Here is a 25,064-nt window from a genome sequence, read left to right as displayed (position 1 = left end):
CGGGGCCGCTCGCCGCCCCGCCCTCACACTCCCGGCCGGAAGAGGCCGGAGTCCGCGGGTTCGGGGGCGGCGTCGGCGGGGGCCGGCTCGGACGGCGGCGCGGGGGCGGACCTTCCGGGGCGGCGCAGGAACGCGTTCACCGACACCAGGGCGCGGGCCAGCAGTTCGGCGCGTCCGGCGACCACGGGCCCCAGGACGGCGAGGACGAGGACGTATCCGGCGATGAACGGCGCGAGCCGCTCGTCGAGTCCGGCGCTGGTGGCCATCGCGGCGAGGATCAGCGCGAACTCCCCGCGGGCGACCAGGGTGGTGGCGATGTCCGCGGCGCGGTCCGGGCCGTAGCCGTACAGCCTGGCGACGAGGAGTCCCGCGACGACGTTCATGACGACGGTCACGGCGGCGGCAGCGGCGACCGGCCCGGCGACGGCGGCGACGACACCGGGGTCGATGGCAAGTCCGAAGGCGAAGAAGAAGATCGCGGCGAACGCGTCGCGCAGGGGATGGACGAGCCGGCGTATCCGCGGACCCGACGGGGTGCCGGCCAGGATGAGCCCGATCATGAAGGCGCCGATGGCGTCGGCGACGCCGAGGACCTCCGAGACACCGGCGACGAAGACGGCCGCCCCGAGGAAGCTGATCACCAGGAGTTCGTTGTCGCGGACCTGGACGAGCCGTCCGATCAGCCGGGTGCCGTAGCGGGCCGCGGCGGCCAGCACCAGCAGGAACCCGAACGCCTTGCCCGCCTGGAGGACCATGTCCGTCACGCCCTGGGCGCCGCTGATGACCGGCTGGAGCGCCGCGAGGTACAGGGCGAGGAAGATGTCCTCCACCACGATGACGCCCAGGATCAGCCGCGTCTCGGGGCGCCCGATCCGGCCCAGGTCGATGAGGATCTTGGTGACGATCGCGGACGAGGAGATGCCGAGGACACCGGCCATCACCAGCGCTTCGCGGGCGCCCCACCCGAGGGCGAACCCGAATCCCAGCCCCGCGCCGACGTTGAGCAGCAGATAGATGCCGCCCGCCGCCAGGAGCCGTCTGCCGCCTTTCCTGAGGTCGTCGAGGTGGAACTCCAGACCCAGGTAGAACAGCAGCAGCACGAGCCCGAGCGCCGAGAGCATCTCGAAGTCGTGCGAGTCCTCGACCAGGACGGGGCCCGGGGTGTGGGGTCCGAGGAGGATGCCGGCGAGCATGAACAAGGGGATGGTCGGCAGTCCGATCCTGCCGCCCAGCCGGGCGAGGAACGCGGCGGCCAGGAAGGCACCGCCCATGGCGAGCAACGTGTCAGCGTGTCCCACGGGTCACCACCTTCGGCCGTGCGAAAGGCCGGGGACGCTTCACATGACGGGGGTGGATACAGGTCCTCCTCGAGGAACGAAGCCGGGCGGGTCCATTCCACGCTCGCACGGCCACCGACGGCGTCACCATCGGTGCCGTCCCTCATTTCCGCAGGTGGCCGACACCCATGGCCGCCGTCCGGGCGGACGCGACGAGCGTGCGGTCAGGCCGCGCGGACCCGCTCGCGGAGCCCGGCGCTCAGCCCGGCCGTGACCGCCAGCGACGCCCCCGCCATGACGGTCATCGCCACGGCGGGCGAGGTGAGTTGGGCCACCGCGCCCGCCAGCGCGGCGCCGACGCCCTGCATCGTGAGCATCCCGGCGGAGTGCAGCCCGAGGGCCTGACCGGAGAGTGCGCCGGGGGTGAGCGCCATCAGGCGTTCCTGCTGGACCAGGCTCGCCCCGAAGCCGACCGACGCCACGCCCACCAGGGCCGCGGCCAGGAGCGGCGCGGGGCGCAGCAAGAACAGGACGTACGGCGCGGCCAGGAGCACCAGCAGCGGGACGCCCAGGGCCGCTCTGCGTCCGGGCGGGACGAGGCGGCCGACCGTCAGGTCGCCCACCAGCATGCCCAGGGCGGCGCAGGCGAACAGCGGGCCGGCGGACCTCGGGGCGTAGGCGACGAAGAGGGACTCGCAGCCGACGATCAGACCGTTGGGCAGCCACAGGGCGAGATAGAGGTGGCGGCGGGGCGGGGCCGACCACAGCAGGGCGTTCGTACGCCAGGTCTCGGCCACCGACGGACGGCCGGCCGCGCGCGGCCGGCGGCGCGACAGGCCGAGGCGGACGGTCGCCGCGGCGGCGGTGTACAGCAGGGCCGACAGCAGCAGGGCGGCGCGCGGCGGCAGGAGGGTGAGCAGGGCGCCGCCGGTCGCGTAGCCGGCGATCTGCATGATCCCGCTCATCATGTTGAAGACCGACCGGCCCAGCAGATAGCCGTCCTTGGACAGGATGTCCGTCAGCAGGCCCCAGCGCACTCCCCCGCCGAGCGAGGCGATCAGACCCTGGGCGAGGAGGACCGGGAGGACGGCCCACAGCGGCAGGGCGGGCAGCGCCAGCACCGCCGTCCCGGCCGCGAAGGCGAGAGCGATGCCGGCCAGCGCCGCCCTCGAGGCGAGGCGGTCGGCCCAGGACAGGAACAGGGTCGCACCGAGCACCTGGGCCAGTGACGGTCCGAACATGCTCACCGCCGACAGCAGAGGTGACCGGGTCTCCTCGTACACCAGCGTGCCGAGTGCCAGGCCGCCGATGGTCTGGGCGGCGATCTGGGCGGAGGAGGAGACGAAGAGCGGAGTGAACTCCGGGGTGCGGACGAGGTCCCTGTAGCTGCGCATGCGCCGGAGTCTCCGGCGGGCCGGGGCCCGGTCGTTATTGTTTCGCACAGGTGCGAAAGGCAGCGGCGCGACGGGGTGGTGGCGCGATGGGATGGTGGCAGGTCAACGCCGACACACTGGCCGGCAGCCGCTTCCTGGTGTCCGCGTTCGCCGAGACCTTCGCGAGCCTGAAGCTGCTGCACGCGGGCGTGGGCGGCCACCCGGGCGAACGGGCCTGGCTGGACGCGCATCTGCCCGGATACCGCGAGCGGCTGGCCGCGGACCCCGTGACCGCGCAGCTCGTCCGGGCCGGGCTGGGGCGGGACTGGATCGCCGACTTCCTCACCCCGACGCCACGGGCCGGGGAGGGTTTCCAGGAGGCGCTCGACCGGGTGCGCGCGGTCGGCGCGCACCGGGCGCGCGCCCAGCTGCGCATGTCGCTGGGCGGCCCGCTGCCCGCGGACCTGGAACGGGACGACCTGCCCGACCGGGCGGCCGGGCTCCTGGAGTACGTGTGGACGGCGGCCGTCGGGCCGTACTGGGACCGGCGGCGCCGGGTCCTGGAGGCCGATGTCGTCGCCCGGACGGCGCAGGTCGCCCGGGGCGGCTGGGCGGCCGTGCTGGACGCGCTGCGGCCGGGACGGACCCGATGGCTCGGCGGCAGCCGGCTCCAGGTCAATCTGCACGAGTACCCGCCGCGTGAGATCTCCGGCGCCGAGCTGCTGTTCGTGCCGGTCACCCCGCAGACCGGCTGGGTGTCCTGGGAGGAGCCCGGCCGGGAGCGGTACGCCGTCGTGTACCCGTGTGCGGGCGCCCTCGCCGGCGACCGGGACCGGGCGGCCGTGCCGGCCGGCCTGGGCGCGCTGCTCGGGCGGTCCCGGGCCGAGGTGCTGGTGCTGCTGGCCTCGCCGATGAGCACCACTCAGCTGGTCGGGGTGACCGGGCAGGGCCTCGGTTCGGTGGGGCGGCATCTGCGGGTGCTGCTGGACGCGGGACTGGTGGAGCGGCGGCGCGCGGGCCGGTCGGTGTGGTACTCGCGGACGGCGGCGGGTGAGGTGCTCGCGGAGGCCGGGAGCGGGGACGCCGTCGGGCGCGGCTAGCATCCGCCCATGACGACGAATGAAACCGCCGGTTCCGTCGGCTCCGTCCTGGACATCGGTATCGACGCCCTCCAGGGCGGTCCCGCCGACCTCGCGCAGTACGCCGACAAGGTCGTGCTCGTGGTGAACGTGGCCTCCAAGTGCGGGCTGACCCCGCAGTACGCGGGCCTGGAGCTCCTCCACGAGCGCTATGCCGCCCAGGGCTTCACCGTCCTCGGCGTGCCGTGCAACCAGTTCATGGGCCAGGAGCCCGGCTCCGCCGAGGAGATCGCCGAGTTCTGCTCGGCGACGTACGGCGTGACCTTCCCGATGACCGAGAAGGTGGAGGTGAACGGCGAGGGCCGGCATCCGCTGTACGACCGCCTGGTCGGCTTCGCCGACGACGAGGGGCACAGCGGAGACATCCGCTGGAACTTCGAGAAGTTCCTGATCGGGCGGGACGGCACCGTCGTCGCCCGGTTCTCGCCGCGGACCGAGCCGGACTCGGCCGAGATCGTCGCGGCGATCGAGGGCCGACTGGCCGGTTGACCTTCCCCCTGGGGCAGACCCGAGTGTCCTGTGTCACCGGGCGGCAGTCGCCCGGTGACGGAGGATGGCATCGTGACCGAACCCGCCGACGACGAACTGCTCACCATCGGGGCGTTCGCCGCGCGGGCCCGGCTGTCGGCCAAGGCCCTGCGGTTGTACGACCGGCTCGGCCTGCTGACCCCGGCCCGGGTGGACGAGATCAGCGGCTACCGCCAGTACCGTGCCGGCCAGGTGGAACGCGCCCGGCTGGTGGCGCTGCTGCGCCGGCTGGACATGCCGCTCGCGCGGATCGCCGAGGTGGTCGACGCGGACGGGCCCGACGCGGCGGATCTGCTCGCCGCGTACTGGGCGGACGTCGAGGCGCGGCTGGCGGGACAGCGGACGCTCGCCGACTACCTCCGTGGACGGCTGTCGGGGAGGAGTTCCGAGATGTACGGAAAATTCGTGGTCGAGACGGTGGACGTGCCCGAGCGGGTGGTCATCACCGAGACCCGGCACACGCTGGCGGACGAGCTGCCGGCGTGGATCGGGGCGTCGATCGGCCGGTTGGAGGCGGCGGCCCGGGAGTGCGGCGGGGTGACGGCGGCACCGTTCGTCGTCTACCACTCCGAGGTGTCGATGGAGAGCGACGGTCCGGCGGAGTCGTGCGTGCCGGTCGCCGACGAGGCGGCGGCCCGGGCGTGGGTGGCCGAGCACGGGCGGACGTGGGAGACCGGGGTGCGGGTCGAGCCCGCCCGGCGGCTCGCCTACACGCGGATCACCAAGGCGCAGGTGGCGCACCCGCAGATCCTGGCCGCCTTCGAGGCGGTGGAGGAGTGGATGAGGGCCCGGGGGCTGTCGTACGGCGGTCCGTGCCGGGAGGTGTACTTCGCGGACTGGGATGCGGCCGGGGCCGGGGATCCGGTGTGCGACGTGGCCTTTCCGGTGGTGTGAGCCGTCCGCGGGAGCGGGAGTCCGTGGAATGAGCCGAGCCCCCTCGGCAAGGACGGCGAACTGGTCGAGAGGGCTCTTTCGATGGTGCTCTGAAGTTGTCGGGCGTGGTCAGAGGGGGCCTCCCCCTTACGCCTTGACCGATGCCACGAAGGCGTTCCACGCGCCGGCGGGGAAGGCCAGGACGGGACCCTCCGGGACCTTGGAGTCCCGGACGGCCATTGCGGACAGGACAGGGGACTTGATCTCGACGCACGCGCCATTGCCCTGGGAGTACGAGGACTTGACCCACGCGTCCGTCGCGCCCTGCTTGATTGCCATTTTCGCTCCGGTAAGCAGTTGCTGAGTTGCTGTGATTGCGCCAACGTTCTTGCTTGATGGCGTGATCGACGCTACTCGCCAACATCGCTGTGCGGAGCGGCCGTTCACTCGACCGGATGGCATATTCCGGCGAGGCCTTCCGTCCGGGGCGGGGGAAGGTGTACCGTTCCGCCGCCCGTGTCGGGAACCGGCTCAGCGGGCGTAGCTCTTGGCCACATCCGAGAGGAATTCCCGGGTTTGGTCCACATTCAGCGCCTGTGCCCGCAGATGCTCGTACATCACGCTGTACTTCTGAACATCCTGCGGTTTCTCCAGATAAAGGTCGCTGGTGACGCCCTCGATGTAGACCACGCTCGAATCCGCGGCGTCCGGGAACTCCAGAATCGCGTACTGGCCGCTCACCCCGGGGTGCGCGCCCATCGAGAACGGGATCAACTGCACGGTCACGTGCGGCAGCTGGGACATCTCCAGCAGGTGTTCCAGCTGCTCGATCATCACCTGCCGGTTGCCGACCTCACGCCGTACGGCGGCCTCGTCCAGCACCGCCCACAGGCGAAGCGGGGTGTCCTCGGCGGCAATACGCTCCTGCCGCCGCAGCCGCACCTGGACGCGTTTGTCGATGTCGGTCGCGGTCGCCTCGGGCAGGGCGCCCTGGATGAGCGCCTCGGCGTACTGGCGGGTCTGCAACAGACCGGGGACGACCTGGGGGTCGTACACGCGCAGGCTCGCCGCGTCCGTCTCCAGGCCGATGTAGACGCTGTACGGGATGTCGCCGAACGAGTGCCACCAGCCCTGCTGGCGGGAGTCCTTGGCCATCTGCATCAGCGAGTCGACGATCCGGTGGTCCTCCACCTCGTAGACCCCGCACAGATCGCGCACGTCGCGCTGGCTGATGCTGCGGCGGCCGTTCTCCAGCCGGCTGATCTTCGACTGCGACACCAGCAGCCGCTCCGCCACCTCTTCGGCCGTCATGCCCTTGAGCTCGCGGAGCCTGCGGAGCTCCTGGCCCAGCCGGCGTCGCCTGACAGTGGGATTGACATTGGACGCCACGGGACGTGCACCTCCGGCTGCGTGCCTCGAACTCTGCCACTTTGCGTATCTGCTGCTGAGCAGATTGCCACCAAGGTGCTTCTTACCGCTGGGAAACTGCGGATATGCGGCAGGTACGCGTCGCGTCGAACGCACACATGCGTCCGCGCGGGGTGGCGGGACCGTCCTCGTCCGAAGGACGGGTCCCGCCACCCCGCGCGGACCGCTGCGGCTCCCGAACCGGGTCCGTTCGGCCCTCTTCCGCGGCTCGGTGTCACGCGGCGGTGCGTGGTGCGGACATGCTGCGTGCTGTGCTGCGGTGGTACTGCCGTCGTGGTGCGATGCCGTGGGACTGCGGCTCAGTGAGCCACGACACGCGCCATCGATCCACGACGCGGCTGCACGGGGACACCCCGGGCGGGCTCCGTCGCGGACCTGGGTCCGGCGGCCGGGCGGCCGGGCGCCGCCGGGCTACGGCGCGGCTGGGCGGCCACACCGTTCTGAACGTCCATCACGGCGTGCGCCACGAGGCCGCCCATCGGGTCGTGCCTGATCAGGTCCCGCAGCCGGGAGCGGGACGAGCGTCCCTCGTTGCCCGGATACAGGTGCTTGCCGAGGCCGACCGCGTGAGCGAGCGCGGCGAGCGCCGCGGTCCGCGGGTCCGGTGGTACACCGGTGCGGATCGCGGAGTCCAGCCGGGCCCTGATCTCCCGGCTGATCGCCGTTTCCGTCGCCTGGTAGCGAGTCGTCGGCAGCACCCCGCACATCTGGCCCGCCACGGCATGCACCATGCCGCACCGCTCCAGATGCGAGAGGTAGGTCTGGCGGAGCCCGAGACGCGGCCCGCCGATCCAGTGAACGGCCCGTACCGGAGCGCCACGCCTGCGCAGCAACTCCAACGCGCTGTCCAGGGTCGGATCTCCAGTCGGCCGTGGGGACACCACGGCGATACGATCCCCGTCTGGGGCTATCCGTCCGGCCAGCGCCAGCTCCACTAGCTGTGCTCCGGCCAGACCAAGGTCGAGCGACTGCGGCTGTGCAGTGGTACCCGTGGTCGGGTCCAGTGCCAGCAGCAGAAGCTCCTCCGGAAGTGTTCTGCGGCTCCTGCCCATCCATGCCTCCCCGCGTGGATGAATGACAGGGTGACCCCTCTCACATTGGTCTGTCGAGGGTGCGTGACCGGTTCGTAGTGGAACCAGTAGGTATGTCGTTCTCGTCTACCTCAGGGGTCAAGCCCACACACAGGACACTGATACACGGTTCGGACAGCGCTGTGGAACGGTTTGCCAGGCGGTCGTTTCCACGGTTTGGGGTAGGCGCACGGATAACGTGCGGCGCATGGAGGAGGCATCGGTGGCGGGCGAGTCCCCCGACAGGTCGAAGCAGCGCGAGTCGTCGGAAGAACCGACGTCGGGGAGCGCGGGTCCGGTTCCCGAGGCCCGCAAGGGCGCACCCAGTGATCCCCGGCTCGCCGTGGCACGGGAGTCCGCGCCGGACACCGGCGCACGCGCCGACACGGCGACGCAGGTGCTCTCCGTACGGGACCGCTCCGCGCGGCCCGCGGAGGCCGAGGAGTCCGAGGGATCCGCGGAGGCCGAACGTTCCGAAGAAGTGAGCGATTCCGCCGGGACGGAGGCCGGGGCCGAGCGGGGCGGCGGGACCGAGACGGTGGGTGACGACCGCCTGCGGGCGGCCGTCGCCGCATGGGTGACCTCGGCGGGCCCGCGGGACGGCGCGGACGCCACCGCCGAGGAGGACGGCGGCGACACGGACGGCGAGGACGGCACCGGGAACGGGCGGTCCGACGCCTCGGACGCCGGGGCGCGGAACGACGCCGGCGGCGACGGCGACGGCGGCACGGACGGCGAGGCGGCGGACGACACCGACGCCGACGCCGACGCGGGAAGCGACGCCGGGGGCGAGGAGGCCGCCGCGCGGGCGCAGGGGGCCTCCGAGGCCAAGGCCGGTGCCGCCGACAAGGGCGGGGATGACGCGGAGCCCACCGCCCCCGCCGCCACCAAGCCCGAAGCGACCGCGAAGGCTGAAGGCGGCGCGAAGTCCGAAAGCGGCGCGAAGTCCGAAGAGGCGCAGAAGTCCGAGGGCACCGCGAAGGCCGGGGAAGCCCGGAAGTCCGGACAGTCCGCGAAGTCCGGGAAGGCCGAAGAGGCCGGGAAGTCCGGACAGTTCGGAGCGGCCGGGAAGGCCGAAGAGGCCGAGACGCGTGACGGCGCCGCCAGGCCCGAAGAAGCCCCGAAGGCCGACGGCACCGCGAAGGCCGAAAGCGGCGCAAAGCCCGAAGAAGCCCCGAAGGCCGGACAGTTCGCAGGGTCCGGGAAGGCCGAAGAGGGCGCGACCTCCGAGGAGCGCGGGACGCCCGAAAAGGGCCGGGCCTCCGACGAGGGCGGCGCGGGCGCGAAGTCCGACGCGGCCGAGGGTGAGTCCGGCGACGACTCCGCCGGGGCCGGCGCGACGGACGACGCCGAGGACGGCGACCGGCCCGGCACCGGCACCGGAGGCGGCGCGCCGAAGGGCGGCGGCCCCGGCGCCCGGGGCGGCGACACGGACGACGCCGAGCCCCGCGGCAAGGCCGTCGATCAGCCCACCGCCGTCTTCCGGACCATGGCGCCGAAGCCGCCCGTGGACCAGCCGACCACCATGCTGAAGCTGGGGGACGCCCAGAAGGCGGCCGCGGAGGCCGAGCGCACCAGCAGGTTCGTCGCGCTCAAGCCGCTGGACGACCCGTCGACCCGCAAGCCGCCCCCGGCGGCCACCACCGCGCTGCCCAAGGTTCCCGCCGAGGCGACCGCGGCCGTGCCGCAGGTCGGGCCCGAGCGCACCACGCAGCAGCCGTTGCCGCCCAAGCCGCCGCTGGATCTGCTGGCGGAGCTGACGAACACGCCGCCGCCCCCGGAGACGCCGCTCCGCACGACGGTCCGCAGGGTGAAGATCTGGACGCCGCTGCTGCTTCTGCTGGTGGTCGTCTTTGCGATCGCGCAGGCCGTGCGTCCGCTGCCGACGCCGACGCTGGAGCTCACGGCCGAGGAGACCTACTCGTTCGACGGCGACCGGGTCGGACTGCCGTGGCCGAACGAGGGCCAGGGCTGGATGGACGGCACCGGCATCGGCACGATGGACAGCTTCGGCGACCAGAAGCCGGTCGCCATCGGCTCGGTGGCCAAGGCGATGACGGCGTACGTCATCCTCAAGGAGCACCCGCTGAAGTCCGGTGAGGAGGGCCCGGACATCGAGGTCGACGCCACCGCCGAGGAGGAGGGCGGCTTCGACCAGCAGGGCGAGTCCACGCTCAACAACGTCAAGGAGGGCGACCGGATCAGCGAGCGGCAGGCCCTGTCCGCCATCATGATCCCCTCCGCGAACAACATCGCCCGGCTGCTGGCCCGTTGGGACTCCGGCACGGAGGCGGAGTTCATCAAGAAGATGAACGACGCCGCCGAGGAGCTCGGTATGACCGACACCACCTACACCGACGCCTCGGGGCTGAAGGAGACCACCGTCTCCACCGCCGAGGACCAGGTGAAGCTGGGCAACGAGCTGGTGAAGATCCCGGCCCTGGTGGAGATCTCCTCGATGGGCGAGTGGGTCGACCCGGCCGGGCGGAAGCACTACAACTACAACACGCTCGTCCCCTACAACGGCGCCATCGGCATCAAGACCGGCAGCACCACCGCGGCCGGCGGCAACCTCCTGTTCGCCGCCCGCAAGGAGGTCGGCGGTGAGACGGTGACCGTGGTCGGCGCGATCCTCGGCCAGCACAAGGCCCCGATCATCGACACGGTGAACGCGGTCAGCAAGACCGCGCTGCTCGCCGCCCAGGAGGCGCTGGCCTCGGCGAAGATCCTGAAGAAGGGCGACGTCGTCGGATACGTCGACGACCGGCTCGGCGGCCGTACCCCGGTCGTGGCCACGCAGGACGTCACCGCGGTCGGCTGGGCCGGGCTGAAGGTGAAGCTGTCGTTCGAGGCCGACGTCGTACCGCACACCGCGAAGGCGGGCGCCAAGGTGGGCACGCTCACCGTGGGCGACGGCAGCGGCGGCGCCGTCGAGGTGCCGGTCGCCCTGAAGTCGGACCTCGCCGAGCCGGGCTTCACGGACAAGCTGACCCGCATCGGCTGACTCCCGGCGCCGCCCGAACGCGGCACCGACCGGCGCACCCCGTCGGTGGGCCCCTCCCGGGGAGCCCGCCGGCGGGGTGCGTGCTAGCGTCACGAAACGGGACAGGACGCCCGCGTGCGGGGCGGGGGCGCGAACCCCCGGCCACGGAGCCGCGAACCGGCCGGAAACGGCGCGTGCGGCCGAGAACAGAAGACGGGACACGGGGAGTGCCAACAGGTGGCCACTGCGGAGCCGACACGCACCGACGACACCGGTCCGGGTTCGGGAACCGGTCCGCGAATACGTGTGCCCTCGGATCAGCCGGGCGCGCCCGGCGGGCCCGGTGGCCGGCCGGAGCCGTCCGGGCTGAGTGAGCGGCTGAACCGGCATCCCGTCCTCGTCGCCACCACGGTCTCCGGACTGCTGCACCTCATCTGGTTCTTCACGTTCGCGAACAGTGGCGGCGATCTCGCGGCGCAGGACGCGTGGGCCGAGTTCGTCGGCCGCCATCCGGACTCGGCGTACAACCTCGCCTGGTACGGCGGGATGCACCCGGTGTCGTACAGCGCGGTGTCGCCGTATCTGATGTCCCTGCTCGGTGTGCGGACCACGATGATGATCGCGGGGACGCTGTCCGCCGGACTGCTGACGCTGGTCCTGGTGCGCAGCCGGGCGGTCCGGCGACCGTTCTGGCCGGCCGCCGTCGGGGTGTTCTCCCTGCTGTGCAACGCGGCGTCCGGGCGGGTGACCTACGGCCTGGGCACGCTGTTCGCCCTCGGCGCGGTGGCCGTGGTGTTCTGCTGGCCGTACCGCTGGCGCCACAAACGGTGGGCGAAGGCGCTGTGCGCGGCTCCGCTGGCCGCGCTCGCCACCATGTCGTCGCCGGTCGCCGGGTTGTTCGTGGGTCTGGTGGCGGTGGCGCTGTTCCTCCAGAAGCGGCGGCCGGGCGCGTGGGCGCTGGGGCTCGCGCCGACCGCCGTGGTCGCGGTGTCCGCGTGGCTGTTCCCGTTCTCCGGGACCCAGCCGATGTCGTTCGGTTCGGCCTCCCTTCCGCTGCTGTACGCGGCCCTGGTGTTCCTGCTGGTTCCGCGGGACTGGCGGACGGTGCGGATCACGGCCGCCGTGTACGGCCTGTCGGTGCTGCTGGTGTGGCTGATCAGCTCGCAGATCGGCTCGAACATCACCCGGCTGGCGATGCTGTTCGCCGGGGTGGCCCTGCTGGCGGCGCTGCCGTTCGCGGTGCCGCGCTCACGCAAGTGGTACGCGATCGTGGTGGCCTCGGCCGGTTTCGTCGCCTGGATCGGCTTCAAGTCGGTCGACGACGTCGTCCACACCACGCCCCGGGCTTCCTGGGCGCGTGAGCTGGCGCCGCTGGTCAACCAGCTCCAGCAGGCCGGTGCCGGGAAGGGCCGCGTCGAGGTGGTCCCGGCCCGCTCCCACCGCGAGGCCTCCGCGCTCGCCCCGTACGTCAATCTGGCCCGCGGCTGGAACCGCCAGGCCGACATGGAGCGCAACCCGCTGTTCTACGACGACACTCTCAACTCGGCGAACTACCACGACTGGCTCAAGCGCTGGGCTGTGCACTACGTCGTGCTGCCCAAGGACGAGCCGGACGGCGACGGCGGGGAGCGGGAGCGGGAACTGGTGCAGCGCGGGCTGCCGTATCTGAAGCAGATCTGGGGCGACGCCAACTGGCAGCTGTTCGCGGTGACCGACCCGACGCCGCTGGCCGACCCGCCCGCCACCGTCGAACGGGCCGAGCAGGGCGAGATGACGCTGCGGATCCGGGAGCCGGGCCGGGTCCTGATCCGGGTCCCGTACTCCCCCTGGCTCAAGCTCGTCGACGCGGAGGGCAAGGGCGTCCAGCCGCCGCAGGAGACCAAGGCCTCCGAGGACCGCCCGGAAGGCATGCCGAAGACGTATCGCAACGTCAGCGGCTGCCTGATGGAGACGGAGGAGGACGCGAAGGGCGACCGGTGGACGGTGCTGCTCGCTCCGCGGGCGGGCACTTACCGGCTGGCGTCGCCGTACGACCTGCCGCGCGGCACGCCGTGCCCGGAGGAGCTGCGGTGACCGGACACCGGTCCGGGCGTCACCCGGCCGGCTGACGGCGCCCTGCCGCGGGGTCAGCGCAGCTGGTCCACATAGCGGTCGGTCCCCGGCACGGTGGGGATGAACGGCGCGACCAGCTCCACCCGGCCGAGCCCCGTCTCCTCGACGGCGTCGGACTGCCCGGCGAAGTGCCGCTCCCAGCACTCCCTGGGGTCCGCCTCCAGGAACCACAGCAGGGTCAGCCGGGTGTCGACCCCCTCGACCTGGCGGACGTACGTCATCCGGTCACCGGGCAGCGGCACCGGGCGGAAGACGGTGACCAGCGCGGTCGGGGAGCCGGCCAGCCGCTTGGGCAGGTGCCGGGTGCGCAGCCAGTCGAGCAGTGCGGCACGCTGCTCGGCCGATTCGGCGTCGATCACCTGGAGGACCAGTCCCGCGTAGGGGTGGTCGAGCGCGTGGAAGTCGCGGGGGCCTGCCGCTCCGTCGCGGTAGACGGTCGTCCGGTGGTCCTGGAACGCGGTGAAGACATGGGTGCGGTCGCGGTAGACGCGGGCGTCGTGGTTGAGGCGCTTGTTGATGCCCACGGTCCAGCGCATGTGGTCGGCGTGCCGGCCGGCGGTGATCCAGTACGTGGACAGGTAGCAGCCGGTGGTGACGGGCTGGGCGACGGCCGACTTCTCGGGGTGGCGCAGCAGTTGCAGATCGCGGGTGGCCACCCAGCGGCGCCCGGCGTACATCCAGGGCATCGCCATGGCGCCGGCGTAGTAGTGGTCGTCCTCGTACCAGCGGTTGTAGGCGTACTCGTGACCCGGGTGCGGTTCGACCATGGTGATCAGCGCGTGGCCGGGGCGGACGCCGTAGGGGCCGACGGCGGCCAGTTCGGCGTACAGCTCGCTGCGGGTGTCCTCGCTCATGCGGTTCCCCTTTCCTCCGGTCGCCCATACTCTGACGGTCCGTCAGGGAAAGTGCCAGAGCGGGGAGTCTGCGATGTCACTGCTGGAGGGAAGGACCGTGGTCGTCTCGGGCGTCGGCGCCGGACTGGGCCACCAGGTCGCGGCGGCGGTCGTACGGGACGGCGGGAACGCCGTGCTCGGCGCGCGGACGGAGGCGAACCTCGCCAAGAGCGCCGCCTCGATCGACCCGGACGGCGCGCACACGGCGTACCGGGCGACGGACATCACCGACGAGGCGCAGTGCGAGGAACTGGCCGGGCTGGCCCGGGAACGGTTCGGCCGGCTCGACGCCGTGGTGCACGTGGCCGCCTGGGACAGCCACTTCGGCGGACTCCAGGACGCCGACTTCGACACCTGGCGCTCGGTGATCGACGTGAATCTGCTGGGCACGCTGCGGATGACCCGGGCGTGCCTGCCGGGGCTCAAGGAGTGCGGCGGCTCGGTGGTGTTCGTCGGGACGCAGTCGGCGGTGGCGGCCCCCTCTCAGGTGCGGCAGGCGGCGTACGCGGCCTCGAAGGGGGCGCTGACCAGCGCGATGTACTCGCTCGCGCGGGAGCTCGGGCCGCACCGGATACGGGTCAACACCGTGCTGCCGGGGTGGATGTGGGGGCCGCCGGTGCAGGCGTACGTGCAGTTCACCGCACACACCGAGGGGGTACCCGAGGACGAGGTGCTGGAGCGGCTGACCGGCCGGATGGCGCTGCCGGAGCTGGCCACGGACGGGGACGTGGCGGACGCCGCGGTGTTCCTGGCCTCGGACCGGGCGCGGGCCATCACGGGGCAGTCGCTGCTGGTCAACGCCGGGGAGCTGATGCGCTGACACCTTCGGCGACGTTCATGTTCATGAACGTGAGTCATCTCACAGAACTTTTTTGCCTGCTCTTGACCTTCCTCTCGCTTGTCGTGTCCGTGTCGCCGCACCCACGATGAGCGGGCCGTTCACCAGGCGGAATCCGGAAGGTTGGCACATGAACAGTCTCGACTGGGCCGTGCTCATCGGCTACTTCGGCGTGATGGTCGCGATCGGCGTCTGGTCGCACAAACGTGTCGACAACGTCAGCGACTTCTTCACCGCGGGCGGGAAGATGCCGTGGTGGCTGTCCGGCATCTCGCACCACATGTCCGGATACAGCGCGGTGATGTTCACCGGCTACGCGGGGATCGCCTACACCTACGGCGTGACCTCGTTCGTGACCTGGTCCTTCCCGATCGCCCTCGGTATCGCCATCGGGTCGAAGCTGTTCGCGCCGCGCATCAACCGGCTGCGGTCAAGGCTCCATGTGGCCTCCCCGCTGGAGTACTTGAAGAACCGGTACAACCTCCAGACGCAGCAGGCGCTGGCCTGGTCCGGCATGCTGCTGAAGATCGTGGACGTGGGTGCCAAGTGGGCGGCGATCGCCACACTGCTGTCGGTGTTCACCGGCATCTCGCTGAACCAGGGCATCCTCATCACCGGTGTGATCACCGGCATCTACTGCACCATCGGCGGGCTGTGGGCGGACGCGCTGACCGAGCTGGGCCAGTTCGTCATCCAACTGCTGGCCGGACTCGCGATGTTCGTCGCGGTCATCATGGAACTCGACGACAAGGGCATCGGGTTCTTCGGCGCCTGGGACGAACCGGCGCTCCAGGGCCACGACAAGCCGCTGGTGGGACCGTACGGGACGGTCTTCCTGCTCGCGTTCCTGTTCATCAAGCTGTTCGAGTACAACGGCGGCATGCTCAACCAGGCGCAGCGGTACATGGCCACGCCGACGCCGCACGAGGCCACCCGGTCGGCCCGGCTGTCGGCCGCGCTGTGGCTGATCTGGCCGCTGGTGCTGTTCTTCCCCATGTGGATGTCGCCACTGCTGGTCGAGTCGCAGAAGACGGACGGCTCCGACTCCTACGCCCTGATGACCGAGCAGCTCCTGCCGCACGGCCTGCTGGGCCTGGTCATCGTCGGCTTCTTCTCGCACACCATGGCCATGTGCTCCTCCGACGCCAACGCCATCGCCGCGGTGTTCACCCGGGACGTGGCGCCGGTGCTGTCGGCGAAGGCGCGGTCGTGGTCGGAGCGGTCCGGGCTGATCGCGGCGCGGCTGACCACGGTGGTGTTCCTGGCGCTGTCCATGGCGGTGGCGACGCAGGTCAACTCGCCCACGTTCAAGGACATCATCACGGTCGTCATCAAGTGGGTGGCCGGTCTGATGGGCCCGATCGCGATCCCGATGATGCTGGGTCTGCTGCGGACCTTCCGGCGCTCCGGCCCGACCGCGGCGCTCACCAGCTGGGCCGCGGGCCTGCTGGCCTTCTGGCTGGTGAACTACCCGATCCACTGGAGCGTCGACGGCGGGGTGCCGTTGCAGTACCAGGTGTCGGTGCCGCTGGCCGTCTCCCTGACCCTGTACATCCTGATCGGATACGTGAAGCCGGAGGACACCCCCGAGCGGGACGCCCTCATCGAGCGGATCAACACCGACGACGACGGTGCCGCGGCGGTCGTCCCGGCGCAGGCCGGGGCCGACGACACCGCGCCGGTGAAGGACTGAGCGCGGCGGGCCGCGCCCTCTCTCCACCTCTCTACCGGGGGTAGCGCGCCAGCCACGCGGGTGACGCGCCGGCCGGGCCGTGCAGGGCCGGACCCTGGGTCATCTCCATCGCGAAGTCGTCGGCGAGTTCCAGGATCGTGGGACGGCCCTCCAGCTCGGCCAGCCAGGCCGGCGGGAGGGCCGTCTCGCCGTGCAGGGCACCGAGCAGTCCGCCGGTGAGGGCGGCGACGGTGGCCGAGGGGCCGTCGTGGTTGGCGGCGAGGCGCAGACCGTGCCGGACGTCCTCGCCGACCATGGCGCAGTAGACGGCGGCCGACACCGCCCCGTCCGCGGTGCCCGCGCCGGCCAGGTCGGCGACGCGTGCCGGGGTCGGGATCCCCTGGCGCACCGCGCCGAGCGCGTGCTGGAGCGCCTCCGACACCGGCTGGTGCCCCGGCCGGGCGGCGAGCAGGGCGAGCGTCCGCTGCACGGCACCGTCGAGCGTCTCGCCCCGCGCCAGGGCGTGCACGATCACGGCGTAGGCCGCCGCGGCGAGATACGCGGTGGGATGGCCGTGGGTCTGGGCCGCGCACTCCACGGCGAGCTGGGCGACCAGCTGCGGCTCCCAGCCGACGAGCAGACCGAACGGCGCGGAACGGGCGGCGGCCTCCGGGCCCGCCTCGCCCGGGTTCTTCGGCACGTCCGGTGTGCCCATGATCTCGTCACCGAGACCGAGCAGCAGGGCGCGGGCCGGATCGCGGCGGGCGTACAGCCACTCCTCGCGGGCCAGCCAGCCGTCGTCCTTGCGCCGCTCGTCCGGCCCCCAGTCACGCTGCGTGGTGGCCCACCGCAGATACGCCCGGTGCAGATCGGTCGGCGGATGCCAGGCGCCGGTGTCACGGCGCACCTGGGCGCGGATCAGCCCGTCGACCGTGAACAGGGTGAGCTGGGTACGGTCGGTCACGGCGCCGCGCCGGCCGTACGCGGGCGCGAGATCGACGACGCCCTCCGGGCCGTGCGCCTGCCGTATCGCGTCCAGGTCGAGCGTGTCGACGGGCGCGCCGAGGGCGTCCCCGACGGCCACGCCGAGCAGCGTTCCGCGCACCCGGCTGCGGAAGTCCTGCTGCTCGGTGCGGCCCCAGACGGCGCCGGCTGTCGCATCCACCAGACCTCCCCGGGGCACCGTCCGTACGTACGACAGCACAGCACTGTATTCGACCGGGAAGCGTCGGATCAGAGGCGAATCGGTATGTGGAATGTGACCGAACTTGTCGTGACTGGTCGGCTATCGGCCGTACCAGGTGACATTGCGGATGCCTCGGCGGCGCCCGGTCGTCACGCGTCGTGGTGGGCAGGGCAGTACGGTGGGTGGAGAGCCCGAGGAGCCGGGGCGCCCGACGTACCCGGCCCGAGTTCTCCGTCCGACTCCTGTGCCCGGCACCGTCGGCCCGGCTCTCCCGGACCGGCCGCGCCGGCCCGCCTTCTCCACCTGACCGCGTCGGCGGCGCCCCGGGCCGCCGTCACCTCCGGCGACCGGGACCGGCGACGCTGGAGGTGACTCCACGATGAAACTGCACACCGAGCGTCCCGATCAGCCCGTCGTTCCGGGCACGGGTGCCGCGCCGATGCCGGCCGGTGCCTCCGACGTCGCGATGCTGATGCTCCGCCTGGCCGTCGGCCTGATCCTCGCGGGAGCCGGGGCCCAGAAGCTGTTCGGCTGGTTCGGCGGGTCCGGCCCGGACGCGACGGCCGCCGGGTTCGCCCAGCTGGGATACGACCCCGCCCTCTTCTACGCCGTGCTCGCCGGGGCCTCCGAGTTCCTCGGCGGGCTCGGCCTGGCCGTCGGGCTGCTCACTCCGCTCGCCGCGGCGGCCTCGATCGGGGTCATGATCAACGCGATGGAGATCGCGCCCCACTTCAGCCTGTGGTCGTCGACCGGGCCGGCCTTCTCCTACCCCATGCTGCTGGCCGTCGGCGCCTTCACCATCGCCGCCGTGGGGCCGGGCCGGCTCTCCCTCGACGTGCCCTTCCCCTGGCGGGACGGCGGCTGGGGCCCGGCGGGCTTCGCCCTGCTCCTCGGCTGTGCCGGAGCCGCGATCGTGCTGGCCCTGAGGTGAACCGTGGCGCACCGGACGTAGCGGGGACCGGACACCGCCTTACCGACAGGTCCTAGTGCCGTAGCACGCAACGTTCGCGCCGTCGCGACGGGCAAACGTTGCCTGCCACGGCACTAGTCGACGACCGTCACGGTCGTGCCCGCCGACCCGAACGTCCACAGGGCGGAGCCGTCGGCCGACTTCATACGGATGCCGCCGGTCCGGGCACCCGGCTCGGCCGGCGGCGGCGAGGAGCCGTCCACGGCCGCGGAGAAGGCGAAGTTGACGCCGGACTTGAGGGCGAAGAACACGACGTGCTCGACCGGCACGCCGTCCGAGCCGGTCGTGGCGTCGGTGCGGGTGCCAACCGTGTAGCTGCCGGGGTCGGGGTCGACCGTGCCGGGCCAGACGGTGAACGTACGCCGGGGGCTGTCGTTGACGTCGACCAGCCAGACCCGCCGCTCGGCGAGGGAGTAGACGATGCGGCGCCCGGTGCCGGAGTCGTCCGGGACCGCCGGCGGGGCCGGCGGCCGCTCGGCGGTGGGACGCGCGCTGGGGAACGCCGACGGGCTCGGCACGGTCGCCGTGGCGGTGGGGCGGGTTCCCTGGCCGGCCTGCACGGCCAGCACGGCGACCGCCGCGACCGCCCCCGCGGTCAGGCCGCTGACCCAGGCCCACGAGGGAAGCCGTCGGGCAGGCACGGGCACGCATCTCCTCAGTCTCCGACCCCCGGTGTCGAGGGTCGGATCATCGTACTGTGAGCGCCCGACCGGGCGATCCGCGGCCGGGGCCGCCCCGGCCGCGGATCCCGGCTCAGTCCAGTACCGGCAGCAGCGCCGGCAGGTGCCCGTCCGAGGCCTCGGCCGCCCGGCGGCGCTCCTCGGGCACCTCGCCGTACAGCGTCGTCCGGGGGCGGGCCGGGCGGCCCGCGGCCTCGGCCACCGCGATCAGGTCCTTGACCGACTTGTACGAGCCGTAGGAGGAGCCCGCCATCCGGGAGATCGTCTCCTCCATGAGCGTGCCGCCCAGGTCGTTGGCGCCGGAGCGGAGCATCTCCGCCGCGCCCTGCGCGCCGAGCTTCACCCAGCTGGTCTGGATGTTCGGGATCCACGGGTGCAGCAGCAGCCGGGCCATCGCCGTCACCGCCCGGTTGTCGCGCGCCGTCGGGCCGGGCCGGGCGATGCCCGCCAGATAGACCGGAGCGTTGGTGTGGATGAACGGAAGCGTCACGAACTCCGTGAAGCCGCCGGTGCGTTGCTGGATGCCGGCCAGGGTGCGCAGATGGCCGAGCCAGTGCCGGGGCTGGTCCACATGGCCGTACATCATCGTCGACGACGAGCGGATGCCCAGCTCGTGCGCCGTGGTGATCACTTCGATCCAGGTGGCCGCCGGCAGTTTGCCCTTCGTCAGGATCCAGCGGACCTCGTCGTCGAGGATCTCCGCGGCCGTGCCGGGCACGGAGTCCAGTCCGGCCTCCTTGGCCGCGGTCAGCCACTCGCGCACGGACATGCCGGTGCGGGTCGCGCCGTTGACGACCTCCATCGGCGAGAAGGCGTGCACGTGCATGCCGGGGACGCGCGCCTTGACCGCCTTCGCGATGTCGAAGTAGGCCGTGCCGGGCAGATCGGGGTGGATGCCGCCCTGCATGCAGACCTCCACCGCGCCGACGTCCCACGCCTGCTGGGCGCGATCGGCGACCTGGTCCAGGGAGAGCGTGTAGGCGTCCGCGTCGGTGCGGCGCTGGGCGAAGGCGCAGAAGCGGCAGCCCGTGTAGCAGACATTGGTGAAGTTGATGTTCCGGGTGACGATGTAGGTGACGTCGTCGCCGACCGCCGACCTGCGCACGTCGTCCGCGACCCGGCACAGCGCGTCCAGTGCCGTGCCGTCCGCGTGCAGCAGGGCCAGCGCCTCCTCGTCCGTCAGCCGGGTCGGGTCGTCGGCGGCGGTGCGCAGCGCCTGGCGGACGTCGGTGTCGATGCGCTCGGGCGCCATGCCGGGGGCCGCCGCCTCGCGCAGGGCCTCCCAGTCGCCGTAGACGACGTCGAAGTCCGTCCGCCGGTCGCCGGTGCGGCCCTCGGTGTCGATCGTGATGTGCAGGTCGGTGCGGCCCGAGGGCCGGACGGCCTCGTCCGGCTCCTGCCAGGGGCGGCCCTCCACCACCGCGTCCGGGAGTGCCAGGCCCGTCGCCGGGTCGGCCAGTGCCCGGACGTGCGGGAGCAGCCTCGGGTCCAGCCAGGGTTCGCCGCGGGTGACGAACTCCGGGTACACGCACAGGCGCTCGCGCAGCTCGAAGCCGGCCGCCGCGGACCTGCGGGCGAGCTCCTCGATCTGCGGCCAGGGGCGTTCGGGGTTGACGTGGTCGATGGTGAGCGGGGAGACCCCGCCCCAGTCGTCGACACCGGCGCCGATCAGCCGCTCGTACTCGCTGTCGACCAGGTTCGGCGGGGCCTGGAGGCAGGCCGAGGGGCCCATGATGTGCCGGGCGACGGCGACCGCGGCGACCAGTTCGTCGAGTTCCGCGTCCGGCATGCCGCGCATCGCGGTGTCCGGCTTGGCGCGGAAGTTCTGGATGATCAGTTCCTGGATGCCGTGGTGGGCGCGGGCGACCTTCCGCAGCGCGAAGAGGGACTCCGCGCGCTCCTCGTACGTCTCGCCGATCCCGATCAGGATCCCGGACGTGAAGGGGACCGAGGAGCGGCCGGCGTCCTCCAGGACGCGCAGCCGGACGGCGGGCTCCTTGTCGGGGGAGCCGTGGTGCGGGCCGCCCGGCTCGGACCACAGGCGAGTGGCGGTGGTCTCCAGCATCATGCCCATGGACGGGGCCACGGGCTTGAGCCGCTGGAAGTCGGTCCAGGTCATGACCCCGGGGTTGAGATGGGGCAGCAGGCCCGTCTCCTCCAGGATCCGGATCGAGATCGCCCGGACGTAGGCGATGGTGTCGTCGTACCCGTGCGCGTCGAGCCATTCGCGTGCTTCGGGCCAGCGGTCCTCGGGCTTGTCGCCGAGGGTGATGAGGGCTTCCTTGCAGCCGAGCGCGGCACCCTTGCGGGCGATGTCGAGGACCTCGTCCGGGGACATGAACATCCCGTGCCCGGCACGGCGCAGCTTGCCGGGCACGGTGACGAAGGTGCAGTAGTGGCACTTGTCCCGGCACAGCCTGGTCAGCGGGACGAAGACGCTCTTGGAGTACGTGATGACGCCGGGGCGGCCCGCCGCCTCCAGGCCCGCGTCCCGCACCCGGGCGGCGGACGCGGCGAGGTCCTCGAGTGCCTCGCCGCGGGCCTGGAGCAGGACGGCCGCCTCGCCGACGTCGAGGGCGACGCCGTCACGGGCGCGTTTGAGGGCGCGACGCAGGGAGTTCTCGGTGGGTCCGGTTCCAGAGGTCGCGGAAGTCGTCATCCTTCGAGCATACGGTCGACGTGATCAGGGCCCGGGGCTCAGTCGAGGAAGGCGCCGTACCCGTCCAGCACCCGCAGCACCTCGGCCTCCCCGGCCGGCGGCAGTTGCACGACGACCTCCTCGATGCCCAGTTGCGCGTAGTGCGCGAGCTTGCCCGGGGTGGGGTACACGGCGTACGGGACGACCTGGAGGGCGGCCGGGTCACGGCCCGCGTCGGTCCAGGCGGCACGCAGCCGCGGCAGCGACTCGGACAGGCCGCGCCCGCCGATGGGCAGCCAGCCGTCGGCGTACTCGCAGATGTGCGTGAACAGCTTCGGTCCGGCGGCACCGCCGACGAGGGTGCGCGGACCGGCCACCGGGCCGCGCGGCTTCTGCGCCGGCTTGGGGTGCGCGAAGCTCGCCCGGACGCTGCCGAACTCCCCGTCGTGGGCGGTCGGTTCCTCCGCCCACAGGGCGCGCATCAGCGCCATCCGGTCGCGGACCAGTTCGCGCCGGGTCGTCCAGTCGACCCCGTGGTCGGCGGCCTCCTCCACGTTCCAGCCGAAGCCGAGACCCAGGGTGAAGCGGCCGTCGGAGAGGTGGTCCAGGGTGGCGATCTGCTTGGCCAGGCCGATCGGGTCGTGCTGGGCGACCAGCGTGATGCCGGTGCCGAGCCCGAGGCGTTCGGTGACGGCGGCGGCCTGGCCGAGCGCGACGAACGGGTCGAGGGTGCGGCCGTACTCGGGCGGCAGCTCGCCGCCCGCCGGGTAGGGGGTGGTCCGCTCGACGGGGATGTGGGTGTGTTCGGGCAGATACAGCCCGGCGAAGCCCCGCTGCTCCAGCTCACGGGCGAGCCGGATCGGGGTGACGGTCTCGTCGGTGAGGAAGATCGTGACGGCGATACGCATGCCCCATCTCTACCCGCAGGCGCCGCATCTGTCCATACCGACCGGTCGGGATTCACCGGGAGAGGCCGGCCGGAACGCCGGCGGGCGAGGCTCCCAGGAACCCCAATTCCCTTTTCCTGTACCGCAGTTCACCAGTGTCCGACACACTGACGGTATGTGCGAGGACCACGAGGGCATCGGCAGACGCGCGTTGGTCGTGACGGGAGCCGCGACCGCCCTTACGTTGGGTGGCGTGACCTTCGCGAGCGGCGCCGGGGCCGCGGACGGCGACCAGGAGACACGGACGGTGCGGGGCACGCTGCCCACCGGTTCGCCGGATTTCGTGTACCTGCCGCTGGAGATCCCCTCCGGCGTACGGGAGATCAGGGTCGCGTACACCTACGACCGGCCCTCCGTCCCGGCGGGCACCGCGGGCAACGCCCTCGACATCGGCATCTTCGACGAACGCGGCACCGACCTGGGCGGCCGGGGCTTCCGCGGCTGGTCGGGCGGCGCGCGCACGGAGTTCTTCCTGCGCGCGGACGACGCCACGCCCGGATACCTCCCCGGGCCGATCCGCCGCGGCACCTGGCACATCGTGCTCGGCCCCTACACGGTGGCGCCGCAGGGCATGACGTACGAGATCGACGTCACACTCGTCCGCGGTGAGCAGGGCGCCGTCGCCGCGCCCGTCCACCCGCCGCGGCGGGCGAAGGGCCGGGGCCGGGACTGGTACCGGGGCGACTGCCATCTGCACTCCTGGCACTCCGACGGCCGCCGCACCCCCGCGGAGATCGGGGCCCTCGCGCGGGCGGCGGGGCTGGACTTCATCAACACCTCCGAGCACAACACGCACGCCGGCCACGCCCACTGGGCGGACGTCGCCAGCGACGACCTGCTGGTGATGCTGGGCGAGGAGGTCACCACCCGCAACGGGCACGTGGTGGCCGTCGGCACGGAGCCCGGCACCTTCGTCGACTGGCGCTACCGGGCCCGCGACAACCGCTTCGGCCGGTTCGCCCGGCAGATCCGCCGGGCCGGCGGTCTGGTCGTACCGGCCCATCCGCACGCCACCTGCATCGGCTGCAACTGGAAGTTCGGCTTCGGCGAGGCGGACGCCGTCGAGGTGTGGAACGGCCCCTACACCCCCGACGACGAGGTGTCGCTGGCCGACTGGGACGGCACGCTCGTGGCCTCGGTGCGCGAGGGCCGGGACTGGATCCCGGCGATGGGCGGCAGCGACGCCCACCGCGACCCGGACGTGGTCGGCCTTCCGCAGACCGTGGTCCTGGCCGACGACCTGACCCGCGAGGCCGTCCTGGCGGGCATCCGCGCGGGGCGCTCGTACGTGGCGGAGTCGAAGAACGTCGTCCTGTCGTTCACGGCGTCCGGCGGGCGGGGTGAGCACGCGGGCATCGGCGAGCGTCTGGACGTCGGCCCGGACACCCCGGTGACCGTCCGGCTGGAGGTCACCGGTGCCCCGCGCTGCGCGGTCCGGTTCGTCACGGACCAGGGCGTGCTGCACACCAGCGCTCCCCTGCCGGTGACGGGTTCGGGGGTGGTGGAGTGGCGGACGACCGCGGCGTACGCCGCCTACGTGCGGGCCGAGCTGCGCCACGAGGCGGTGCTGGCGCCGCTGCCGGGGGCGCTGGCGGCGTTCACGAACCCGGTGTTCCTCGGACGCCGTCAGGCGTGGTCGGGCCGGTCGGCGAGGTCGGCGACGACGGCCGCGTGGTCGGAGGCCCAGACGCCGTCGACCGGGCGGTCGCAAGCGCGCCGGACCGCCCGTACATGACCGAGGCCGCCCGGACCGGGGGGTGCCACATGGATGTAGTCGATCCGCGCGCCGGGGTACCGGCCCTCCCCTACGTACGGGTTGGCCGGGTCCCAGGTGACGGACGGAGCGCCCGGCTCGGCGTACTGCCAGGCGTCGAGCAGCACCTGCCCGGGCACGACCGGCGCGGTCCGGTACCCGCCGAACAGGCGGATCTCGTCGGAGTCGGGCCAGGCGTTGAAGTCGCCGGTGACGATCGCCGGGAACGGCGTGCCGCCGGAGTGCTCCCCGACGAACTCGGCGAGGACGGAGACCTGCCGGCAGCGGGTGGCCGAGCCGTCCAGGGCCGAGGTGAGGTGCGTGGTGAAGAAGGGCACGTCGTGGGTGGGGGTCACGATCCGGGTGCAGAGGGCGAGCCGGCCGTCGTCGACCTCCGCCGGGGCGGGCAGCGGCAGCACCGCCCGCGCCTCGACCGGCCAGCGGCTGAGGACCGCGTTGCCGATGCGCACACCGGGGTCGCCGATCCGGCGCTGCCAGCGCTCGGGGGCGTGCGAGGGGGCCCACGTCCAGTGCAGTCCGAGTTCCCCGGCCAGCCACTCGGCCAGGTTCTCCCCGTCGGTGGCCCACACCTCCTGCAAGCCCACGACGTCGGGGCGCAGTTCCCGCAGCGCGCCGAGGATCGCCTTCTGCCGTTCCGCCCAGGGGCCGAACCGCCACCACAGATTCCAGGTCACGACCCGCAT

At 72.4% G+C, this 25,064-nt stretch carries 20 protein-coding genes; 9 read left to right on the top strand and 11 right to left on the bottom strand.

The window, feature by feature from the left end:
* Window positions 1-23: 23 nt before the first annotated feature.
* A complete protein-coding gene (locus DN051_RS22425) occupies window positions 24-1,298 on the bottom strand; it encodes a cation:proton antiporter (protein WP_112439375.1) in 1,275 nt (424 codons plus the stop codon).
* 203 nt (window positions 1,299-1,501) lie between these two features.
* Window positions 1,502-2,671, bottom strand: coding sequence for an MFS transporter (locus DN051_RS22420; protein ID WP_112439374.1), 1,170 nt, complete (start codon window positions 2,669-2,671; stop codon window positions 1,502-1,504).
* Between the two features lie 86 nt (window positions 2,672-2,757).
* On the opposite strand from DN051_RS22420, the gene DN051_RS22415 reads away from it, so the two are divergent.
* The 3 genes from DN051_RS22415 to DN051_RS22405 are packed head-to-tail and all read left to right on the top strand — an operon-like array spanning window position 2,758 to window position 5,211.
* A complete protein-coding gene (locus tag DN051_RS22415; RefSeq protein WP_112439373.1) occupies window positions 2,758-3,750 on the top strand; it encodes a winged helix-turn-helix domain-containing protein in 993 nt (330 codons plus the stop codon).
* A 9-nt stretch (window positions 3,751-3,759) separates the two neighbouring features.
* Window positions 3,760-4,278 (top strand): glutathione peroxidase, encoded by a 519-nt coding sequence (locus DN051_RS22410; RefSeq protein ID WP_112439372.1) that lies wholly within the window; start codon window positions 3,760-3,762, stop codon window positions 4,276-4,278.
* A 54-nt stretch (window positions 4,279-4,332) separates the two neighbouring features.
* Window positions 4,333-5,211, top strand: coding sequence for a MerR family transcriptional regulator (locus DN051_RS22405; protein WP_112439371.1), 879 nt, complete (start codon window positions 4,333-4,335; stop codon window positions 5,209-5,211).
* Between the two features lie 126 nt (window positions 5,212-5,337).
* On the opposite strand, the gene DN051_RS22400 is transcribed toward DN051_RS22405, so the two are convergent.
* The 3 genes from DN051_RS22400 to DN051_RS22390 all read right to left on the bottom strand — a co-directional run bounded on the left by DN051_RS22400 (window position 5,338) and on the right by DN051_RS22390 (window position 7,670).
* Entirely contained in the window at window positions 5,338-5,529 is a 192-nt protein-coding gene (locus tag DN051_RS22400) for a DUF397 domain-containing protein (protein ID WP_053760929.1), read from the bottom strand.
* Window positions 5,530-5,721: 192 nt separating this feature from the next.
* A complete protein-coding gene (locus DN051_RS22395) occupies window positions 5,722-6,579 on the bottom strand; it encodes a helix-turn-helix domain-containing protein (RefSeq protein ID WP_053760928.1) in 858 nt (285 codons plus the stop codon).
* Between the two features lie 338 nt (window positions 6,580-6,917).
* On the bottom strand, window positions 6,918-7,670 hold the full coding sequence (locus DN051_RS22390; protein WP_053760927.1) for a GOLPH3/VPS74 family protein: 753 nt from the start codon (window positions 7,668-7,670) through the stop codon (window positions 6,918-6,920).
* A gap of 226 nt (window positions 7,671-7,896) precedes the next feature.
* On the opposite strand from DN051_RS22390, the gene DN051_RS22385 reads away from it, so the two are divergent.
* Together DN051_RS22385 and DN051_RS22380 are read left to right on the top strand one after the other, a co-directional pair.
* Window positions 7,897-10,692, top strand: a complete 2,796-nt coding sequence (locus DN051_RS22385; RefSeq protein ID WP_112439370.1) for a D-alanyl-D-alanine carboxypeptidase — start codon at window positions 7,897-7,899, stop codon at window positions 10,690-10,692.
* A gap of 216 nt (window positions 10,693-10,908) precedes the next feature.
* Window positions 10,909-12,744, top strand: coding sequence for a DUF2339 domain-containing protein (locus DN051_RS22380; RefSeq protein ID WP_053760925.1), 1,836 nt, complete (start codon window positions 10,909-10,911; stop codon window positions 12,742-12,744).
* A 53-nt stretch (window positions 12,745-12,797) separates the two neighbouring features.
* On the opposite strand, the gene DN051_RS22375 is transcribed toward DN051_RS22380, so the two are convergent.
* Window positions 12,798-13,637, bottom strand: coding sequence for a hypothetical protein (locus DN051_RS22375; RefSeq protein ID WP_053760924.1), 840 nt, complete (start codon window positions 13,635-13,637; stop codon window positions 12,798-12,800).
* A 73-nt stretch (window positions 13,638-13,710) separates the two neighbouring features.
* On the opposite strand from DN051_RS22375, the gene DN051_RS22370 reads away from it, so the two are divergent.
* Together DN051_RS22370 and DN051_RS22365 are read left to right on the top strand one after the other, a co-directional pair.
* Window positions 13,711-14,496 carry an SDR family oxidoreductase gene (locus DN051_RS22370; RefSeq protein ID WP_112439369.1) on the top strand — a complete coding sequence of 262 codons (786 nt, stop codon included), beginning with the start codon at window positions 13,711-13,713 and terminating at the stop codon, window positions 14,494-14,496.
* 148 nt (window positions 14,497-14,644) lie between these two features.
* Complete coding sequence (locus DN051_RS22365; RefSeq protein ID WP_053760922.1) at window positions 14,645-16,207, top strand: sodium:solute symporter family protein; 1,563 nt, start codon at window positions 14,645-14,647, stop codon at window positions 16,205-16,207.
* Between the two features lie 31 nt (window positions 16,208-16,238).
* Here the strand turns inward: DN051_RS22365 and DN051_RS22360 are convergent, their stop codons facing one another.
* A complete protein-coding gene (locus tag DN051_RS22360; RefSeq protein WP_053760921.1) occupies window positions 16,239-17,351 on the bottom strand; it encodes an ADP-ribosylglycohydrolase family protein in 1,113 nt (370 codons plus the stop codon).
* Between the two features lie 400 nt (window positions 17,352-17,751).
* On the opposite strand from DN051_RS22360, the gene DN051_RS22355 reads away from it, so the two are divergent.
* Complete coding sequence (locus tag DN051_RS22355; RefSeq protein WP_053760920.1) at window positions 17,752-18,303, top strand: DoxX family protein; 552 nt, start codon at window positions 17,752-17,754, stop codon at window positions 18,301-18,303.
* Window positions 18,304-18,416: 113 nt separating this feature from the next.
* Here the strand turns inward: DN051_RS22355 and DN051_RS22350 are convergent, their stop codons facing one another.
* From DN051_RS22350 to DN051_RS22340, 3 genes are all read right to left on the bottom strand, one after another.
* Window positions 18,417-18,989, bottom strand: coding sequence for a hypothetical protein (locus DN051_RS22350; RefSeq protein WP_112439368.1), 573 nt, complete (start codon window positions 18,987-18,989; stop codon window positions 18,417-18,419).
* A 106-nt stretch (window positions 18,990-19,095) separates the two neighbouring features.
* Window positions 19,096-21,681, bottom strand: a complete 2,586-nt coding sequence (locus tag DN051_RS22345; protein ID WP_053760918.1) for a bifunctional FO biosynthesis protein CofGH — start codon at window positions 21,679-21,681, stop codon at window positions 19,096-19,098.
* Window positions 21,682-21,719: 38 nt separating this feature from the next.
* Window positions 21,720-22,568, bottom strand: a complete 849-nt coding sequence (locus tag DN051_RS22340; RefSeq protein ID WP_112439367.1) for an LLM class F420-dependent oxidoreductase — start codon at window positions 22,566-22,568, stop codon at window positions 21,720-21,722.
* Window positions 22,569-22,722: 154 nt separating this feature from the next.
* On the opposite strand from DN051_RS22340, the gene DN051_RS22335 reads away from it, so the two are divergent.
* Window positions 22,723-24,342: a CehA/McbA family metallohydrolase gene (locus DN051_RS22335; RefSeq protein WP_112439366.1), complete on the top strand. Its 1,620-nt coding sequence runs from the start codon at window positions 22,723-22,725 to the stop codon at window positions 24,340-24,342.
* On the opposite strand, the gene DN051_RS22330 is transcribed toward DN051_RS22335, so the two are convergent.
* On the bottom strand, window positions 24,234-25,064 hold the full coding sequence (locus DN051_RS22330) for an endonuclease/exonuclease/phosphatase family protein (protein WP_112439365.1): 831 nt from the start codon (window positions 25,062-25,064) through the stop codon (window positions 24,234-24,236). The two genes, DN051_RS22335 and DN051_RS22330, sit on opposite strands and share 109 nt — an antisense overlap.

Source organism: Streptomyces cadmiisoli (genome assembly GCF_003261055.1).
GTDB classification, from domain to species: Bacteria; Actinomycetota; Actinomycetes; order Streptomycetales; family Streptomycetaceae; genus Streptomyces; species Streptomyces cadmiisoli.
The sequence above is the reverse complement of the archived record's forward strand: the minus strand, read 5'-3'. Positions and strand labels throughout refer to the sequence as shown.

What these genes read in the sequence shown, in the direction of transcription:
- DN051_RS22420 (WP_112439374.1), bottom strand. Translation starts at nt 2,671, where the DNA reads ATGCGCAGCTACAGGGACCTCGTCCGCACCCCGGAGTTCACTCCGCTC.
- DN051_RS22415 (WP_112439373.1), top strand. Translation starts at nt 2,758, where the DNA reads ATGGGATGGTGGCAGGTCAACGCCGACACACTGGCCGGCAGCCGCTTC.
- DN051_RS22410 (WP_112439372.1), top strand. Translation starts at nt 3,760, where the DNA reads ATGACGACGAATGAAACCGCCGGTTCCGTCGGCTCCGTCCTGGACATC.
- DN051_RS22400 (WP_053760929.1), bottom strand. Translation starts at nt 5,529, where the DNA reads ATGGCAATCAAGCAGGGCGCGACGGACGCGTGGGTCAAGTCCTCGTAC.
- DN051_RS22390 (WP_053760927.1), bottom strand. Translation starts at nt 7,670, where the DNA reads ATGGGCAGGAGCCGCAGAACACTTCCGGAGGAGCTTCTGCTGCTGGCA.
- DN051_RS22385 (WP_112439370.1), top strand. Translation starts at nt 7,897, where the DNA reads ATGGAGGAGGCATCGGTGGCGGGCGAGTCCCCCGACAGGTCGAAGCAG.
- DN051_RS22375 (WP_053760924.1), bottom strand. Translation starts at nt 13,637, where the DNA reads ATGAGCGAGGACACCCGCAGCGAGCTGTACGCCGAACTGGCCGCCGTC.
- DN051_RS22370 (WP_112439369.1), top strand. Translation starts at nt 13,711, where the DNA reads ATGTCACTGCTGGAGGGAAGGACCGTGGTCGTCTCGGGCGTCGGCGCC.
- DN051_RS22365 (WP_053760922.1), top strand. Translation starts at nt 14,645, where the DNA reads ATGAACAGTCTCGACTGGGCCGTGCTCATCGGCTACTTCGGCGTGATG.
- DN051_RS22355 (WP_053760920.1), top strand. Translation starts at nt 17,752, where the DNA reads ATGAAACTGCACACCGAGCGTCCCGATCAGCCCGTCGTTCCGGGCACG.
- DN051_RS22345 (WP_053760918.1), bottom strand. Translation starts at nt 21,681, where the DNA reads ATGACGACTTCCGCGACCTCTGGAACCGGACCCACCGAGAACTCCCTG.
- DN051_RS22340 (WP_112439367.1), bottom strand. Translation starts at nt 22,568, where the DNA reads ATGCGTATCGCCGTCACGATCTTCCTCACCGACGAGACCGTCACCCCG.
- DN051_RS22335 (WP_112439366.1), top strand. Translation starts at nt 22,723, where the DNA reads ATGTGCGAGGACCACGAGGGCATCGGCAGACGCGCGTTGGTCGTGACG.
- DN051_RS22330 (WP_112439365.1), bottom strand. Translation starts at nt 25,064, where the DNA reads ATGCGGGTCGTGACCTGGAATCTGTGGTGGCGGTTCGGCCCCTGGGCG.